Below are 14,859 nucleotides of genomic sequence, written 5' to 3' on the forward strand. Positions count from 1 at the left end.
GGATGACTATCTGATTTGAGGTTCTCATGACTGAGAAGAACAAGGTGTGCGTCGTCGCCGCCGGGGGCACTGGCGGCCATATGTTTCCCGCCGAGGCCCTGGCCCGCGAACTGGCCTCGCGCGGCTGGCGCGTGGTGCTTGCCACCGATGCGCGCGGCGAGCAGTACGCCCACGCCTTTCCCGCCGAGGAACGTCTGGCGCTGGACGCCGCCACCGGCAGCGGCCCCGTCGGCCTGCTGAAGGCGGGCCTGGCCATCCTCAGGGGGGTGGGCCAGGCGCAGTCGGCCTTCGCCCGAATCGGCGCGGACGTGGTCGTCGGCTTCGGCGGCTATCCGTCCGCCCCTGCCCTGGTCGCCGCCGTGGCGACGCGCCGTCCGACCCTGATCCATGAGCAGAATGCGGTTCTGGGCCGCACCAACCGGATGCTAGCCCCGGCGGTCGGCACGGTGGCCTCGGCCTTCCCGACCCTGGGGCGCGCCCCCGCCAAGGTGAAGGCCCGCGCCAGGCTCGTCGGCAATCCGGTGCGCCCCGACATCCGCGCTCTGTTCGACCGCGCCTATGTCGCTCCCGCTGGCGATGGCCCGATCCATGTCCTCGTCACCGGCGGCAGCCAGGGCGCGCGCATCCTGTCCGAGACCGCGCCCCGCGCGCTGGCGGCCCTGCCCGAGGCCATCCGCAAGCGCCTTAAGGTCCAGCAGCAGTCCCGCCCCGAAACCCTGGAAAGCGCGCGTCAGATATATTTGGAGGCCGGCATCAACGCCGAGGTCGCCCCCTTCTTCCGCGACATGGCCGACCGCCTGTCCAGGGCGCATCTGGTCATCGGCCGCGCCGGGGCCTCGACCTGTTCGGAACTGGCCGTCGCGGCGCTTCCGTCCGTGCTGATCCCGCTCAAGATCGCCATGGACGACCACCAGACCCTGAACGCCCGCGCCCTGTCCGACGCCGGCGCCGCCCGCGTCATCGCCGAGGACGACGTGACGGTCGACAGCCTGACCGCCGCTCTCAGCGATATCCTGTCCGACCCGACGAAGCTGACCGCCATGTCCGTCGCCGCCCGCTCGGTCGCCATCCCCGACGCCGCCGCTCGCCTGGCCGACCTGGTCGAAGCCGCCGCCTGATCCGCGTCTTTCCTCCCTGTTCGCGGAGCGAAGGGGGAGGTGGATCGGACGTGAAGCGGACGAGACGGAGGGGGCGACTCGACGTCGACCCTCTGTGCCGCCCCCTCCACCGCAAAGCGGTCCCCCTCCCCACGATGTGGGGAGGAAAGAGGGCGTGGCCGTGCGCGGAGAAGCTGGTTAGGCTGCGCTCATGCCCCAGTTCGTGACCAACCTGACCAACAAAGTCTTCGCCCTGTGGAACCAGTTCTACTGGCTGCCGGAATGGGCGGTGATCACCATCATCACCGCCGTCTTCGTCTTCATCGGCTGGGCGGCGAACCAGGTGGTCTTCGCCCTGCTCAAGCTGGCCGTGCGCAAGCGCGACCTGTTCTGGAAGGGCATGGTCGGCCGCGCCCGGCTCAAGGTCCGCATCGCGGTGATGATCATCGCCCTGGCCCTGGCCGTCACGGTGTCGCCGCTGGACCCTGAACCCTCTTTGTTCATCCGCCGGACCCTGCTGTTCGCCTTCATCCTGGTGTGCGGCTGGATGATCGCTGGCGCGGTGGACATGGGGGCCATCGTCCATCTGCGTAAGTTCAACATGGAGGCCGAGGACAACCTCTACGCCAGGAAGCACGTCACCCAGACGCGCATCCTGCAACGCGTCGCCGCCATCCTGATCGGCCTGGTCACGCTGGGGCTGGCCCTGCTGACCATTCCGGGCGTGCGCCAGTGGGGCATGTCGCTGCTGGCCTCGGCGGGCGTGGTCGGCATCGTCGCCGGTCTGGCGCTGCAACCCTTCCTGACCAACCTGATCGCCGGCATCCAGATCGCCACGGCCCAGCCGATCCGCCTGGACGACGCCGTCATCGTCGAGGGCGAGTGGGGCCGGGTCGAGGAGATCACCTCGACCTATGTCGTGGTCAAGCTGTGGGACTGGCGGCGGATGATCCTGCCGCTGACCTATTTCATCCAGAAGCCGTTCCAGAACTGGACCCGCGACAACGCCAGCCTGATCGGCGTCGCCTTCCTCTATGTGGACTATGAGGCGCCGATCGACCGGCTGCGGGTCAAGCTGGAGTCCATCGCCCACGCCTCGCCGCTGTGGGACGGCGACGTGGTTTCCTTGCAGGTCACCGACATCACCGAGCGGGTCGCCCAGGTCCGCTGCCTGACCAGCGCCAGAAACGCCTCGCTCGCCTTCGACCTGCGCTGCGAGGTGCGCGAGAAGATGCTGGCCTTCATGCGCGATGAATGCCCGCAGGCCTTGCCGCGGGATCGGGTGGACCTGGATCGGAACGGGCGCGACCTTCTCCCTCCCCGACACGGGGAGGGTGGCTGAGCCCGAAGGGCGAGGCCGGGTGGGGGCGCTTTCGCTGATCAAAGCGCCGCGCCCAGTATCGCCACGCCCTCCCCACCCGGTCGCTTCGCGACCACCCTCCCCGTGACGGGGAGGGAGAGGCGCTTCAGTCCTGCATCCGCTCGCGCCCGATCCGCACAGCCTCCGCCGTGCTGACCGCATCAATCGCCCGCGCATCGGCTCCGCACGCCACCGCCGCCAGTTCCGCTGCATCCCCGCCGGGCGCGATGACGTAGGGCGCTGACTTCGTCGGCGTGATCGGCCCCTCGGTCCCGTCCGCCTTCAGCGAGGCGAAGTCGAGCCGGTCCGCCGTCTGGGCCGCGCAGTCGAACCGCCACCAGGACCAGCCGCCGACATAGGCCGCGTCGCCGATGACTATGTCCTCCTCGCTGATCTGCAGCGAGCGCATCCGCACCCCGTCGGCATCGGGCATGACCGAGGCCACGTCGGCGAAGATGGCGAAGCGCCCGACGCCGGTCAGGACCAGACGATGCTCTGTGGTCGGCTGCGGGGCGGCCAGGAGGTTCAGGATCAGCAAGGCGAGGGTCATGCCGCCTTCGTAACCGGGTGTTGACCGCCAGACGATAGGCTTCGTCCATGACGCGCTTCATGACGCTGGATTTCACCGACGACGACGGCCCCGCCCTGCTGGATCGGGTGACGAGGCTGGCGCGTGGTCCCTATGCCTACGTCGTCACGCCCAATGTCGATCATGTCGTCAAGCTGATGGAAGGCCGGGTGGACCGCGAGGTCTATCAGGGGGCCGACCTCAAGCTCTGCGACAGCCGCATCCTCGGCCATCTGGCCCGGCTGCGCGGCAAGCGGCTGGCGGTCTATCCGGGCTCGGACATGACCGCGGACCTGCTGGCCTCCGACGCCGCCGAACAACTGGCCATCGCCGTCTTCGGCCCTGATCGCGCCGCTTTCGACGATCTGGCCGCGCGCTACCCGAAGGCGCGCCTGAGCTTCCTGGACGCCCCGGTTCTGACGCCCGGCGCACCCGCCTGGGACAGGGCCGTGGGGGAGGTCCTAGCCGCCGATTGGGACGTGCTTCTGACCTGCATCTCCTTTCCGAAGCAGGAGCGGTTCGCCCATGCGCTTCGGATGGCCGGTCGTCCCCATGGCGTGGCCCTGTGCGTGGGCGCATCGGTCGATTTTCTGACGGGTCGTCAGCAACGCGCGCCGCGCCTGTTCCAGAAACTCTCGCTGGAGTGGCTCCATCGCCTGCTCAGCCAGCCCCGCCGGATGTTCCGTCGCTATGTGGTCGAAGGACCAGCGATCCTGAGCTGGTTCATACGGATCGAAGTGCTGGGGTCTCGCGCGCCACGATCTGCTCGGCCTGGTTCAGGTTGACGCTGACCAGCTGGCTCATGCCGCGCTCGGGCATGGTGACGCCGTACAGGCGGTCCATGCGGCTCATCGTCACCGGGTTGTGGGTGATGACGATGAAGCGGGTGTCGGTGCGGCTGCGCATCTCGTGCAGCATCCGGCAGAAGCGGTCGACGTTGGCGTCGTCCAGCGGCGCGTCCACCTCGTCCAGCACGCAGACGGGCGCCGGGTTGGCCAGGAAGACGCCAAAGATCAGCGCCGCCGCCGTCAGGGCCTGCTCGCCGCCCGACATCAGGCTCATGACCGACAACCGCTTGCCGGGCGGGCAGGCGTAGATTTCCAGACCGGCCTCCAGCGGATCGTCGCTCTCGACCAGCTTCAGCTCGGCCTGGCCGCCGCCGAACAGAGCCTCGAACAGGGCCTTGAAGTTGGCGTTGATGACGTCGAACGCCGCTGTCAGCCGCTCGCGGCCCTCAGCGTTCAACTCGTCGATGCCGTCGCGCAGCTTGGCGATGGCCTGGGTCAGGTCGATGCGTTCAGACTTCATGGCGCCCAGACGTTCGCCGTATTCGGCGGCCTCTTCCTCGGCGCGCAGGTTGACCGCGCCCAGTGCCTCGCGCTCGCGCTCCAGCCCGGATAGCAGGCTCTCGGCGCCGGCCGTGTCGGGCGGACGGGCGATGGCGTCGTCCAGCAGCTTCTGGCCCAGTTCGTCCGGCGACATCTGCGCCGTCTCGCGCAGGGTGGCTTCAGCCTCGACCAGACGTTCAGAGGCCGCCTCGGCGCGGACGGCCAGACCGGCGCGGGCCTCGCGCGCGGCCCCGGCGGCGGCCTCGGCGGCGCGGCTGGCGCGGTCGCTGTCGCCCGCCGTGCTTTCGGCCAGGGACAGGGCCTCGGCGGCGGCGCTCTTGCGCGTCTCGGCGGCGATCAGGGCGTCCATCAGGGCGTCGCGCTGCTCGGCGAAGCCCTGGGGCGCGATCTCGGCCTGTTTCAGCAGGGCTGAGGTCCTGTCGGCGTCCTTGCCCAGGGCCGCGACGCGGGCGGCGCTGTCCTTGGAGCGCCCGGCCCAGCCGGCGTGGGCGCGGCTCAGGCTGCCCAGGCGCTGTTCGCGTCCGGCGCGGTCTCTGGCCTCCTCGTCGCGGGTCGAGCGTGCGGTCTGGGCCGCCTGCCGCGCCGCATCCGCCGCCACGCGAGCCGCAGCCAGTTCGTCGCGCAGTCCGGCGATGGTCTCCGACGGCGCCTCGACGCTCTGCGCGGCCTCCAGCGCGGCCTTGGCCTCGGCCACCTCGCCGTCCAGACGGGCGACGATCTCGTCCAGCGCCTGGGCGCGGGCCTCGCGACGGGTCTGGTCGCGCATCAGGCTTTCGACCCGGTCGCGAGCTGACGTCACGGCCTTGTCGGCGGCGAAGGGCTTGAGGCGGGCGGTCTTGACCGCCTCCTCGGCGGCGCGGAAGGCCTCGGTCGCGGCCTTCTGAGCCGCCTGAGCCGCCTCCAGCGCGGGCTTGCCCGTGTCGATCTCGGCTTCCAGCTCGGCCAGCCGCGTGCGCTGGGCCAGACGCACCGCAGCGGGGCGCGGGGCCTCTGCGCGGCTGACGAAACCGTCCCAACGATAGAGGTCGCCCTCGACCGTCACCAGGCGGGCGCCGGTCGGCAGGGTCTTGGCCAGACGCGGCGCATCGGACTGGCTGGCGACGACGCAGAGGGCCAGACGCGCGGACAACTCGGCGGGGGCGGTCACATGGGCGGCCAGCGGGGCCAAGCCCTGCGGCCAGACCGGCGACGTCGCCTCGGCGCCGGCCCAGTGGGCGGCGGCGCGGGCGTCCAGGGCGGCGTCCAGATCATCGCCCAGGGCCGCCGCCAGCGCCGCCTCGTAACCCTTGGCCGCCGACACCTTGTCCAGCGCCGGCGGATGGTCGCGCTTGCCGGTGACCAGCAGTTGCGCCAGGCCCCGCGCCTCGGTCTGCAAGCGGCCCAGCCGGTCCTCGGCGGCGCGGGCCGCCGTGCGGGCCTCGGCCTCGGCGCGGGCCAGGTCGCCGCGCGCGGCTTCGGCGGCCTCGACGGCTTCGCGGGCGGCGGTCAGGTCAGCCTGGGCGGTTTCGAGGGCGGTGCGGGCGACGGCCAGTTCTGGCGTTTCCAGCGGACCGAGGGCCTCGCGTTCGCGCTTGGCCTGTTCGAACTGGCCGACGACGCGGGCCAGTCGAGCCTCGGCGTCGCGCTTCCTGGCGGTCTCGGCGTTGGCGCGGGCCTCGACAGCGGCCAGGGTCCCGGCCAGTCGTTCGACCTCGCCGTCGGCGGCCTTGCGCGCGTCTTCGGCGACCAGCAGCGCCTTCTCCAGCTCCGGCCCGCGCTCAGGCGCGGCGGCGATCTCGGCCTTGAGCCTGGTCAGTTCGTGGTCCAGCCGGTCCAGCTCGCGCTTCGCGTCGGCGGCCATGCCCTCCTCGCGCTCGACGTCGGCGCTGATGCGCGCCGCTTCGGCCTGCAGCCGGTCGACCTCGGCGCGGGCGGCCTGTTCGGCCATGTCGAGGCGGTCGCGCTCCAGCGTGGCCCTGTGGAGCAGGGCGCCGGCGACGGCGTCTTCCTCGCGCGCGGGCTTCATGGCGTCTTGCGCTTTCAAAGCCTCGGCCTCGGCCCTGGTCGCAGCGGCGCCGGCCTCGGCCACGGCGCGGTCGGCGTCGCGCAGTTCCTGGGCCGCGACTTCCGCCGCCGCCTTGGCGTCATTCCAGCGCACGTAGAGCAGGGCGGCTTGCAGGGCGCGGATCTCGGCCGAGATCTTCTTGTACTTCTCGGCCTGACGCGCCTCGCGCTTCAGCCGGTTCAGCGCAGTTTCAAGCTCGCGACCGATGTCGTCCAGCCGGTCGAGGTTGGCCTCCGCCGCCTTGAGGCGCAGCTCGGCCTCGTGCCGCCGGGTGTGCAGACCGGACACGCCGCCGGCCTCTTCCAGAATCCGCCTCCGGTTCTGCGGCTTGGCGGCGATCAGTTCGGAAATCTGGCCCTGACGCACCAGGGCGGGGGAGTTGGCCCCGGTCGAGGCGTCGGCGAACAGCAGCTGGACGTCGCGGGCGCGGACCTCCTTGCCGTTGATGCGATAGGTCGAGCCCTGGCCCCGGTCGATGCGGCGCGAAACCTCCAGAACGGGGCTGTCGGTAAAGGGCTGGGGCGCGCGCTTCTGGGCGTTGTCGATGGTCAGGACGACTTCGGCGTGGCTGCGCGGCGGACGGCCTGCGGCCCCGGCGAAGATGACGTCGTCCATGCCCTGGCCGCGCATGGCCTTGGCCGAGTTGGCGCCCATGACCCAGCGCAGGCTTTCCAGCACATTGGACTTGCCGCAGCCGTTCGGCCCGACCACCCCGGTCAGGCCAGCCTCGATTTGAACTTCCGCCGCGTCGACGAAGGATTTGAAGCCGACGAGCTTCAGTCTCTGGAACTGCATCGGCGGGGGCTTAGCGCCCCTTGAGCAGCGGGTCTATGGCCGCCGACAGGGTTTCGAGCGAATGGTCTGAGGCGCGCACGCCGTTGACGAAGAAGGACGGGGTGCCTTCGACGCCTGCCGCCACGGCGGCTTCGACATCGCGTTGCAGGGCCTGCCCCGTGGCGGGGTCGCCCAGGCAGGCTTCGATCTGGGCCTGGGTGCGTCCGCTGACGCTGATGGCGCCGGTGTACCAGTCACGGGCGTCGCCGCTGGCGAAGGCGGCGGATTGAGCGGCCATCAGGTAGTGGGCCACGTCAAAGAACTTGCCCGGCGCGGCGCAGCGCCCGATGGCGGCGGCGGTGGCCGCCACCTGGACCGGCTGGGTCGGCAGGTCGCGGAACACCAGCCTGACCTTGCCCGTGTCGATATAGCGGGCCTTGAAGGCCGGGAGGACATCATTGGTCCAGGCCGCGCAGTGGCTGCAGGTGAAGGAGGCGTACTCGATCACCGTCACCGGGGCGTCGGCGCGACCCAGCACCCGGTCCGCGGCGGTCACCGCCGGAACGGCGGCCAGGGTTGCGGTCGTCGCCTTCGCCGAAGGCGTGTCGGCGGCGAAGGCGGCAGGCGCGACGGCCAGCACGACGACCGTCGCCAGGACGGTCGAGGCCAGGGTTTTGAGCATATCCGGTCGCGCCTGCTTCATCAATTACTTGGCCAGTTCCGCGTCGATGGCTTCCGACAGGCCCGACAGGCTGCTGTCGACGACCTTGGTGCCATTGACGATGAAGGTCGGGGTGCCGGTCACGCCGGCGTCGAGGCCGGCCTTGATGCGGTTGCTCATCTCTTCGATGGCGGCCTTGTCGCTGATGCAGGCCTCGGTCTGCTCCTGGGTCAGACCGGCGGCGGCGGCGGTGCGGAACAGGGTGGTGCGCGGAGGAACGCCGGCCGCCCATTCCTTCTGGCTGGCCATGATGTCGTGCATGACGTCGAAGTATTTGTCTTCACCGGCGCAGCGCGCGATCAGGAAGCCGGCGACGGCGATGTCCTGCGGCGGGGTCGGGAACTCGCGGAAGACATAGCGGACCTTCTTGGTGTCCACATACTTGGTCTTGAACTCGGGCCAGACTTCCTCGTTCCAGACGGCGCAGTGGCCGCAAGTGACCGAGGCGTACTCGACGACCGTGACCTTGGCGTCGGCGCCGGCGCCCAGGGCCATGTCGCCCTTGGCCTCGCCGCCGGTCTTGGCGGTACAGCCGGCGACGGTCGCCATGGCGGCCAGGGCGGCGGCGGTCAGGGCCGCGCGGCGGCTCATCGAAGCGTAACGGAACGTAGCCATGGATCGTCCTTGGGCGAGGGTGTGACTCTGAAGGATGGCGCGATTCCCTTGGACGCGCGCGATCCGCTTAGTTGTCGAGAACAGGTGCGGCGAAGGTTTGTCAACGGCGGTCGTTTTCGGGGGGCTGCGACAGCACCGCGCGACCCAGCTTGCGCAGGGCGGCTTTCAGGCTGTCCGGCGCATCCTCGACCGAGGTGGCCAGTTCGGCCTCAACCGAGGCGGGCAGGGGCGGCAGGACCCTCATGCCGCGCGCCCTCGGCTTGGCGCCGGCGACGGGCAGGGGCTTGACCGGCCCCTGGGCGATGCGCAGCCGCTCGACCGATCCGGCGCCGAGAAACAGGTTCACCCGCTGGATGATGTCTTCGGACTGATGCTGCACCAGCAGGGCGGCGGGACCGGCCACGCGCAGTTCCAGCGTGCCGCCGGCGGTCCCTCTACCCTTGGTCAGCTTCTGCGGGCGGGTGACGCGCGCCAGGCGCTCGCCGACGATCTCGACCCAGCGGGGCTCCAGCGCCCCCGCGCCGCGCCCGAACTGGGCGTCCAGCTTCTTGATCAGCGGGGCCAGCGACCGACCCGCCGGGGGCGGCGGGCGCAACGGCGGGCGCGTCCGGCGTCGGGCCAGGATTTCGCGGGCTTCGCTTTCGGTGGGCAGAGGACGACGCATTCGTCCTATATAGCTCGACCCATGCCTGACGTCTCTTCCCTCCGCGCCGCCCTGCTTGATTGGTACGACGCCCATGCGCGCAGCCTGCCGTGGCGCGCCCCGCCGGGGTCGGGGATGCGCACCGATCCCTATCGGGTCTGGCTGTCCGAGGTCATGTTGCAACAGACCACGGTCCCGCACGCCGCCCCCTATTTCGAGCGCTTCACCGCGCGCTGGCCGACCGTCAGCGATCTGGCCGCGGTCGAGGATTCCGACCTGATGGCCGCCTGGGCCGGGCTGGGCTACTACGCTCGCGCCCGCAACCTGCTGGCCTGCGCCCGCGCCGTGGCCAACGAGCACGGCGGCGTCTTTCCCGACAGCGAGGCGGCGCTTCTGGCCCTGCCGGGCGTGGGCGCCTATACCGCCGCCGCCGTGGCCGCCATCGCCTTTGACCGGCCCGCCAATGTCGTGGACGGCAATGTCGAGCGGGTCATGAGCCGCCTGTTCGCGGTTCAGACGCCTCTGCCCGCCGCCCGACCCGAGTTGAAACGTCTGGCCGCCCTGTTCGTCAGCGACGAGCGTCCCGGCGACTGGCCCCAGGCCCTGATGGATCTGGGCTCGGGCGTCTGTCGGCCCAAGTCGCCGTCGTGCGAGCTTTGCCCTCTGGCCTTCGGCTGCGAGGGCTTGAAGACCGGCGAACCGGCCCGCTACCCGCTCAAGGTCAAAAAGGCGGAGCGACCGCATCGCCTGGGTCACGCCTTTGTCCTGCGCGACGGCGAGGGCCGGATCGGTCTGGTGCGACGGCCCGATAAGGGGCTGCTGGGCGGCATGGTCGGCCTGCCGACCTCGGACTGGAGCGCGACGCCGGACTTTATGGCCCCCGTCGACGCCGACTGGGTCGAAGTCGGAGCGGTCGAACATGTCTTCACCCACTTCAGCCTCACCCTGACGGTTCACGTCGGGACGGGGGGCGGCGACTTCCTCTGGACCGAGGCGGAAGACGCGCTGGCCTCTCTGCCGACGGTGTTCAGGAAGGCGCTGGAACGGGGACTGGCCGGCCAATAGCTTCTCGATCCTCCCCCATGATCATGGGGGAGGATCAAAGGGGCCGCTAACCCGCCACCCGCAGGTTGACCACGCCGCTCTTCTCGTGGGGCATGACGACGACCCGGCCGTCCAGGCGCTGGAAATTCAGGTCGATGACGCCGCCCCCGACCTCCAGATCGCTGACGGTCAGCCGGTCCAGGCCGATCGGGAGGGCGGGTTTGGTGACTTCGACCAGACTTTCGGCGGCGTTGATCGACACGCCGAGCACGGCCTGCAGCATCAGGAAGACCGACCCCGCCGCCCAGGCCTGGGGCAGGCAGGCGACCGGATAGGCGATGGGCGGCTCGCCTGTCTCGCGGATGAAGCCGCAGAACAGCTCGGGCAGGCGAAGGTGGAAATGCGACGCCGCGCCAAACACCTCGCCCAGCAGCATGGCGACCGCCCGCCGTTCGCCGTAGCCGGCCATGCCCGCCGCCGCCATGGCCGTGTCGTGCGGCCAGACCGAGCCGTTGTGATAGCTCATCGGATTGAAGCGGGTCTGGCCCTTGCCCAGGGTCCGCAGGCCCCAGCCCGATCGGAACTCGGCCGTCAGCATCCGCCGCGTCACCCGATGCGCCCGCTCCTGCGTGGGCAGGCCGCTGAACATCAGATGCCCGGCGTTGGAGCCGATGGCGCGGCACTGCTCGCCGTCGCCGTCCAGGGCGATGGCGTAAAAGCCCTCGTCCTCCATCCAGAAGCGATCCTCGACCAGGGCGCGCACCGTCTCCGCTCGCGCCTGCCATTGTGGCGTCCGCTCGTCTCCCAGATGGGCGCCCATCTCGGCCAGGGCCTTCCAGGCGGCGAAGGCGTAGCCCTGGACCTCCAGCAGGGCGATCGGTCCCTTGGGGAAGCGACCGTCGGCGTAGAAAATCGAGTCCTCGCTGTCCTTCCAGCCCTGGTTGGCCAGGCCTGTATCCGCCGCCCGGGCGTAGTCGATCAGGCCGTCGCCGTTGCTGTCGCCGTAGTCGGTCATCCAGCCCGCCGCCGCGATCAGGTTGGGCCACAGGGCGCGGATGGTCTCCAGATCGCCGGTGCGCTTGGCGTAGGCGCCGGCCAAGGCGATGAACAGGCAGGTGGTGTCGACCCCGCCGTAATAGAGGCCGAACGGCACTTCGCGCAGCGCGCTCATCTCGCCGCCGCGCGTCTCGTGCATGATCTTGCCGGGGGCGCAATCCATGAAGGCGTCGACCTCGGTCGCCTGACGCGCCGCCAGATAGGTCAGGACCCCCTTGGCCAGGCTGGGGTCGATCCACAGCATCTGCCAGGCGGTGATGATGCCGTCCCGCCCGAACGGGGTCGAGAACCACGGCACCCCGGCGTAAGGATAGGGGCCGGTCGGCAGGTCGGTGGTCAGCAGGGCCACGTCCGTCCTCGACTGGGTCAGCCAGTCGTTGACGCGCGGATTACGCGGGGCCTGGACGCTGGCGCCCCGCCTCAGCCGCCGACGCATGGCCAGCCTCGCCTGGATGGCGTTCCAGCGCCAGCGGTCCTTGTCGGGCGCATCGCAGACGTCGAGCCCGCATTCGATGAACAACTCCAGCTTCTTGCCCTTGGGCAGGCTGAACATGAACTCGGCCCGGTTGGGGCTGAGCCGCGCCGGCGGCTCGGAAAAGGCCAGGCAACTGGTCCTCAGAACATCATCCAGCCCGGTGTAGCCGAAGGTGACGCGGCGCCCGTCCATGACCGGGGCGTGGATCTCGCCGCGCGCCGCCCGCTGCGTGCCGCGCACCTGAAAGATGTCGGCGAAGTCGGCCCCGAACTCGAAGGCCAGAGGCAGCAGGATGTCCTCGATGCCGTGGTTGACCATCCGCACCCGCTCGAACAGCCTCTTGTCCCAGAGAAAGCGCCGTCGCTCCAGATGCAGCACCCCCGCCGGGGCGGAACGCCCGCCCATGGGGGGCAGGGGGCGGTTGGTCGAATGGCAGGTGAAGAAGACATTGTCCTCGGTCACGCCGGAACTGAGCCGCGACGGCCGCGCCCGACCCACCGTCAGGACGAAGTGCGACAGCAGCCGCGTGTCCTGATCGAACAGGCCGTCCGCGCCGCTCTTCACATCGCCCCAGTGGTCCGCGACCAGAAAGGTGTCGCGATCCTTCAACGCCATCAGGGTTTCCAGCCCGTCCTGGTCGTTGTTGTCGGCGGCGGTGGTCTGGACTGAATAGGCGTCGTCCATGCTCTACCTAATGACCAGAGAGGCGAAGGGTTCAGGCGCGGACGGCGAAACTGCGTTCCTCAAGCAGCGGCAGGATAGGGTCGCCATCCAGAACGTGCGCCGCGAACGGGCGTCGGGCCAGAAGGTCGCCGTAGACGTCGAGATAGCGCCGGGCCATGGCCGTGGCCGAGAAGCGCAGATCGAAGCGCGCCCGGATCGCCTCGCGGTCCAGTTCGTGCGCCTTTGCAGCGGCGGCGACCGCCTGCTCCATGGTGTCGACCAGGAACCCGGTGGCCCCATCCTCGATGATCTCGGGCGTCGAGCCGCAGCGGAAGGCCACGACCGGCGTGCCGCAGGCCAGGGCCTCGATCATCACCAGACCGAAGGGCTCGGGCCAGTCGATAGGGAAGAGCAGAGCCTCGGCCCCGCCGAGGAAGGCCGACTTCTGATGGTCGCCGATCTCGCCGACGAACTCGATCATCGGACTTGCCTCAACGAGCGGCTTGATGATCGTCTCCCAATAGGTCTTGTCCGCCGCATCGACCTTGGCCGCGATCTTCAGCGGCTTGCCCAGGCGCGTGGCGATCTCGATGGCGCGGTCGGGGCGTTTCTCGGGCGAGATGCGGCCCAGGAAGGCCAGATAGCCCTGCGAGGTGGGCGAGAAGCGATAGAGGTCGCCGGGCATTCCGTGCTGCACCGTGGCCTTCCAGTTGGCGTGCGGCAGGGGGCGGCGCTGATCGTCCGAGATGGAGACCAGACCGAACTCGGGCCAGCGCTCATAGACCTCGGGCAGATCCTTCAGGTCCAGCCGTCCGTGCAGGGTGGTGATCGTCTTGTCCGCCAGATCCCGGAAGAAGGGGAAATGCAGAATGTCGGTATGGAAATGGATGACGTCGAACGTGTCGGCGCGGTCCAGAACGGCGGCCAGCAGGGTCATGTGCGCGGCCAGGTCGGACTTCAGCGGCTCGGGGTCCAGCCGGATCGCCTGATCGCGCACCGGGATCAGCCGCGCCCGCGTCTCGGCCTCGGCGCTGGCGAACAGGGTGACGTCGTGACCCAGTTCGACCAGGGCGTCCGTCAGGTGGGCGACCACCCTTTCCGTGCCCCCGTAGAGGCGCGGCGGCACAGCCTCATATAGGGGCGTGACCTGAGCAATCTTCATGATCGGACTCCTGCGCCCCCGATGGCGCACTGCAGTCCTCAACACGGGTCGATGAACGGGGGTTCCAGCTTGGCCGGACAACTTTCCTCCCCATGAAATGGGGAGGAAAGCGTTCAGCCCTACTGCATTCCGGCGCGGATCTCGGCGCGCAGGGCGTCGATGGGGCGCAGACCCGTGTCGGTCTTGAACCGCCAGTAGGTCCAGCCGTTGCAGGCCGGGGCGTTTTCCAGCAGGGCGCCCAGCTTGTGGATCGACCCGCTCATGGAGCCGGACACCAGCGAGCCGTCGGCGCGCACGCGGGCCTCATGGTCGCCCTTGGGGCAGTAGAGCTTGTCGCCGGGGGCCAGCAGGCCGGCTTCGACCAGAGCGCCGAACGGCACCTTGACCTCGGCCTTCTTGGAGCCGGTGACGACCAGGTCCTCGGGCGCGGCGGGGATGACGGCCTTGATGCGCTTCTCGGCCACCTTGGCGTAGCCTTCGTCGCGTTCGATGCCGATGAAGCGGCGGCCCAGGCGTTTGGCGGCGGCTCCCGTGGTGCCGGTGCCGAAGAAGGGGTCCAGGATGACGTCGCCGACGCGGCTGGCCGACAGGATGACCCGGTGCAGCAGGGCCTCGGGCTTCTGGGTCGGGTGGGCCTTGTCGCCGTTCTCGTCCTTCAGGCGCTCATTGCCGGTGCACAGGGCCAGGGTCCAGTCCGAGCGCATCTGGGTGTCTTCGTTGAAGGCCTTCAGCGCGTCGTAGTTGAAGGTGTAGCGCTTCTGTTCACGCGACTTGGCGGCCCAGATCAGGGTCTCGTGCGCATTGGTGAAGCGCGTGCCCTTGAAGTTCGGCATCGGGTTGGACTTGCGCCAGATGATGTCGTTCAGCACCCAGAAGCCTAGGTCCTGCATCGCCGAGCCCAGGCGGAAGATGTTGTGATAGCTGCCGATGACCCACAGACTGCCCTCGTCCTTCAGCACCCGGCGGCATTCGGTCAGCCAGGCGCGGGTGAAGGCGTCATAGGCGGCGAAGCTGTCGAACTTGTCCCAGTCGTCATCGACCGCATCGACTTTGGAGTTGTCTGGCCGCAGCAGGTCGCCGCCCAGCTGCAGGTTATAGGGCGGGTCGGCGAAGACCATGTCCACCGACTTGTCCGGCAGGCCCTTCAGCACCTCGATGCAGTCGCCACGCAGGATGACGTCGGTCTTCAACTCGGACATGGAATAAGCGGCCCCGGACAGATGAGACGCTTATGGTGAATCCTTACGGTTAAGGCGGAGTAACCAAACTTAAGATCCCGACTGATCGA

General features: G+C 69.5%; 12 protein-coding genes. 4 read left to right on the forward strand and 8 right to left on the reverse strand.

The window, feature by feature from the left end:
- Positions 1 to 26: 26 nt before the first annotated feature.
- Positions 27 to 1,118, forward strand: coding sequence for an undecaprenyldiphospho-muramoylpentapeptide beta-N-acetylglucosaminyltransferase (gene murG / locus DXK21_RS02260; protein ID WP_114816157.1), 1,092 nt, complete (start codon positions 27 to 29; stop codon positions 1,116 to 1,118).
- Between the two features lie 190 nt (positions 1,119 to 1,308).
- Positions 1,309 to 2,439 carry a mechanosensitive ion channel family protein gene (locus tag DXK21_RS02265; RefSeq protein ID WP_114816158.1) on the forward strand — a complete coding sequence of 377 codons (1,131 nt, stop codon included), beginning with the start codon at positions 1,309 to 1,311 and terminating at the stop codon, positions 2,437 to 2,439.
- A 124-nt stretch (positions 2,440 to 2,563) separates the two neighbouring features.
- Here DXK21_RS02265 and DXK21_RS02270 read toward each other — a convergent pair whose 3' ends face one another.
- Positions 2,564 to 3,007 carry a hypothetical protein gene (locus tag DXK21_RS02270; protein WP_114816159.1) on the reverse strand — a complete coding sequence of 148 codons (444 nt, stop codon included), beginning with the start codon at positions 3,005 to 3,007 and terminating at the stop codon, positions 2,564 to 2,566.
- 47 nt (positions 3,008 to 3,054) lie between these two features.
- On the opposite strand from DXK21_RS02270, the gene DXK21_RS02275 reads away from it, so the two are divergent.
- Entirely contained in the window at positions 3,055 to 3,810 is a 756-nt protein-coding gene (locus DXK21_RS02275; RefSeq protein ID WP_114816160.1) for a WecB/TagA/CpsF family glycosyltransferase, read from the forward strand.
- On the opposite strand, the gene smc is transcribed toward DXK21_RS02275, so the two are convergent.
- The 4 genes from smc to DXK21_RS02295 form a co-directional block, all read right to left on the reverse strand.
- Positions 3,749 to 7,213, reverse strand: a complete 3,465-nt coding sequence (smc, locus tag DXK21_RS02280) for a chromosome segregation protein SMC (RefSeq protein ID WP_114816161.1) — start codon at positions 7,211 to 7,213, stop codon at positions 3,749 to 3,751. The genes DXK21_RS02275 and smc overlap by 62 nt on opposite strands.
- A gap of 10 nt (positions 7,214 to 7,223) precedes the next feature.
- On the reverse strand, positions 7,224 to 7,874 hold the full coding sequence (locus tag DXK21_RS02285; RefSeq protein ID WP_114816162.1) for a DsbA family protein: 651 nt from the start codon (positions 7,872 to 7,874) through the stop codon (positions 7,224 to 7,226).
- Between the two features lie 24 nt (positions 7,875 to 7,898).
- On the reverse strand, positions 7,899 to 8,528 hold the full coding sequence (locus DXK21_RS02290) for a DsbA family protein (RefSeq protein WP_114816163.1): 630 nt from the start codon (positions 8,526 to 8,528) through the stop codon (positions 7,899 to 7,901).
- 100 nt (positions 8,529 to 8,628) lie between these two features.
- Positions 8,629 to 9,192 (reverse strand): DUF721 domain-containing protein, encoded by a 564-nt coding sequence (locus DXK21_RS02295; protein ID WP_114816164.1) that lies wholly within the window; start codon positions 9,190 to 9,192, stop codon positions 8,629 to 8,631.
- 21 nt (positions 9,193 to 9,213) lie between these two features.
- On the opposite strand from DXK21_RS02295, the gene mutY reads away from it, so the two are divergent.
- Positions 9,214 to 10,236, forward strand: a complete 1,023-nt coding sequence (mutY, locus tag DXK21_RS02300) for an A/G-specific adenine glycosylase (protein WP_114816165.1) — start codon at positions 9,214 to 9,216, stop codon at positions 10,234 to 10,236.
- 46 nt (positions 10,237 to 10,282) lie between these two features.
- Here the strand turns inward: mutY and DXK21_RS02305 are convergent, their stop codons facing one another.
- From DXK21_RS02305 to DXK21_RS02315, 3 genes are all read right to left on the reverse strand, one after another.
- The gene (locus DXK21_RS02305) at positions 10,283 to 12,430 is read right to left on the reverse strand and encodes an amylo-alpha-1,6-glucosidase (protein ID WP_114816166.1); all 2,148 of its coding nucleotides are present in this window, start codon (positions 12,428 to 12,430) and stop codon (positions 10,283 to 10,285) included.
- Between the two features lie 31 nt (positions 12,431 to 12,461).
- The gene (locus DXK21_RS02310; RefSeq protein WP_114816167.1) at positions 12,462 to 13,571 is read right to left on the reverse strand and encodes a glycosyltransferase family 4 protein; all 1,110 of its coding nucleotides are present in this window, start codon (positions 13,569 to 13,571) and stop codon (positions 12,462 to 12,464) included.
- Between the two features lie 119 nt (positions 13,572 to 13,690).
- Entirely contained in the window at positions 13,691 to 14,770 is a 1,080-nt protein-coding gene (locus DXK21_RS02315) for a site-specific DNA-methyltransferase (protein ID WP_114816168.1), read from the reverse strand.
- Between the last annotated feature and the right edge of the window lie 89 nt (positions 14,771 to 14,859).

The sequence above is a fragment of the Brevundimonas bullata genome (assembly GCF_003350205.1).
Lineage (GTDB): Bacteria > Pseudomonadota > Alphaproteobacteria > Caulobacterales > Caulobacteraceae > Brevundimonas > Brevundimonas bullata.

What these genes read in the sequence shown, in the direction of transcription:
- murG (WP_114816157.1), top strand. Translation starts at nt 27, where the DNA reads ATGACTGAGAAGAACAAGGTGTGCGTCGTCGCCGCCGGGGGCACTGGC.
- DXK21_RS02265 (WP_114816158.1), top strand. Translation starts at nt 1,309, where the DNA reads ATGCCCCAGTTCGTGACCAACCTGACCAACAAAGTCTTCGCCCTGTGG.
- DXK21_RS02270 (WP_114816159.1), bottom strand. Translation starts at nt 3,007, where the DNA reads ATGACCCTCGCCTTGCTGATCCTGAACCTCCTGGCCGCCCCGCAGCCG.
- DXK21_RS02275 (WP_114816160.1), top strand. Translation starts at nt 3,055, where the DNA reads ATGACGCGCTTCATGACGCTGGATTTCACCGACGACGACGGCCCCGCC.
- smc (WP_114816161.1), bottom strand. Translation starts at nt 7,213, where the DNA reads ATGCAGTTCCAGAGACTGAAGCTCGTCGGCTTCAAATCCTTCGTCGAC.
- DXK21_RS02285 (WP_114816162.1), bottom strand. Translation starts at nt 7,874, where the DNA reads ATGCTCAAAACCCTGGCCTCGACCGTCCTGGCGACGGTCGTCGTGCTG.
- DXK21_RS02290 (WP_114816163.1), bottom strand. Translation starts at nt 8,528, where the DNA reads ATGGCTACGTTCCGTTACGCTTCGATGAGCCGCCGCGCGGCCCTGACC.
- DXK21_RS02295 (WP_114816164.1), bottom strand. Translation starts at nt 9,192, where the DNA reads ATGCGTCGTCCTCTGCCCACCGAAAGCGAAGCCCGCGAAATCCTGGCC.
- mutY (WP_114816165.1), top strand. Translation starts at nt 9,214, where the DNA reads ATGCCTGACGTCTCTTCCCTCCGCGCCGCCCTGCTTGATTGGTACGAC.
- DXK21_RS02305 (WP_114816166.1), bottom strand. Translation starts at nt 12,430, where the DNA reads ATGGACGACGCCTATTCAGTCCAGACCACCGCCGCCGACAACAACGAC.
- DXK21_RS02310 (WP_114816167.1), bottom strand. Translation starts at nt 13,571, where the DNA reads ATGAAGATTGCTCAGGTCACGCCCCTATATGAGGCTGTGCCGCCGCGC.
- DXK21_RS02315 (WP_114816168.1), bottom strand. Translation starts at nt 14,770, where the DNA reads ATGTCCGAGTTGAAGACCGACGTCATCCTGCGTGGCGACTGCATCGAG.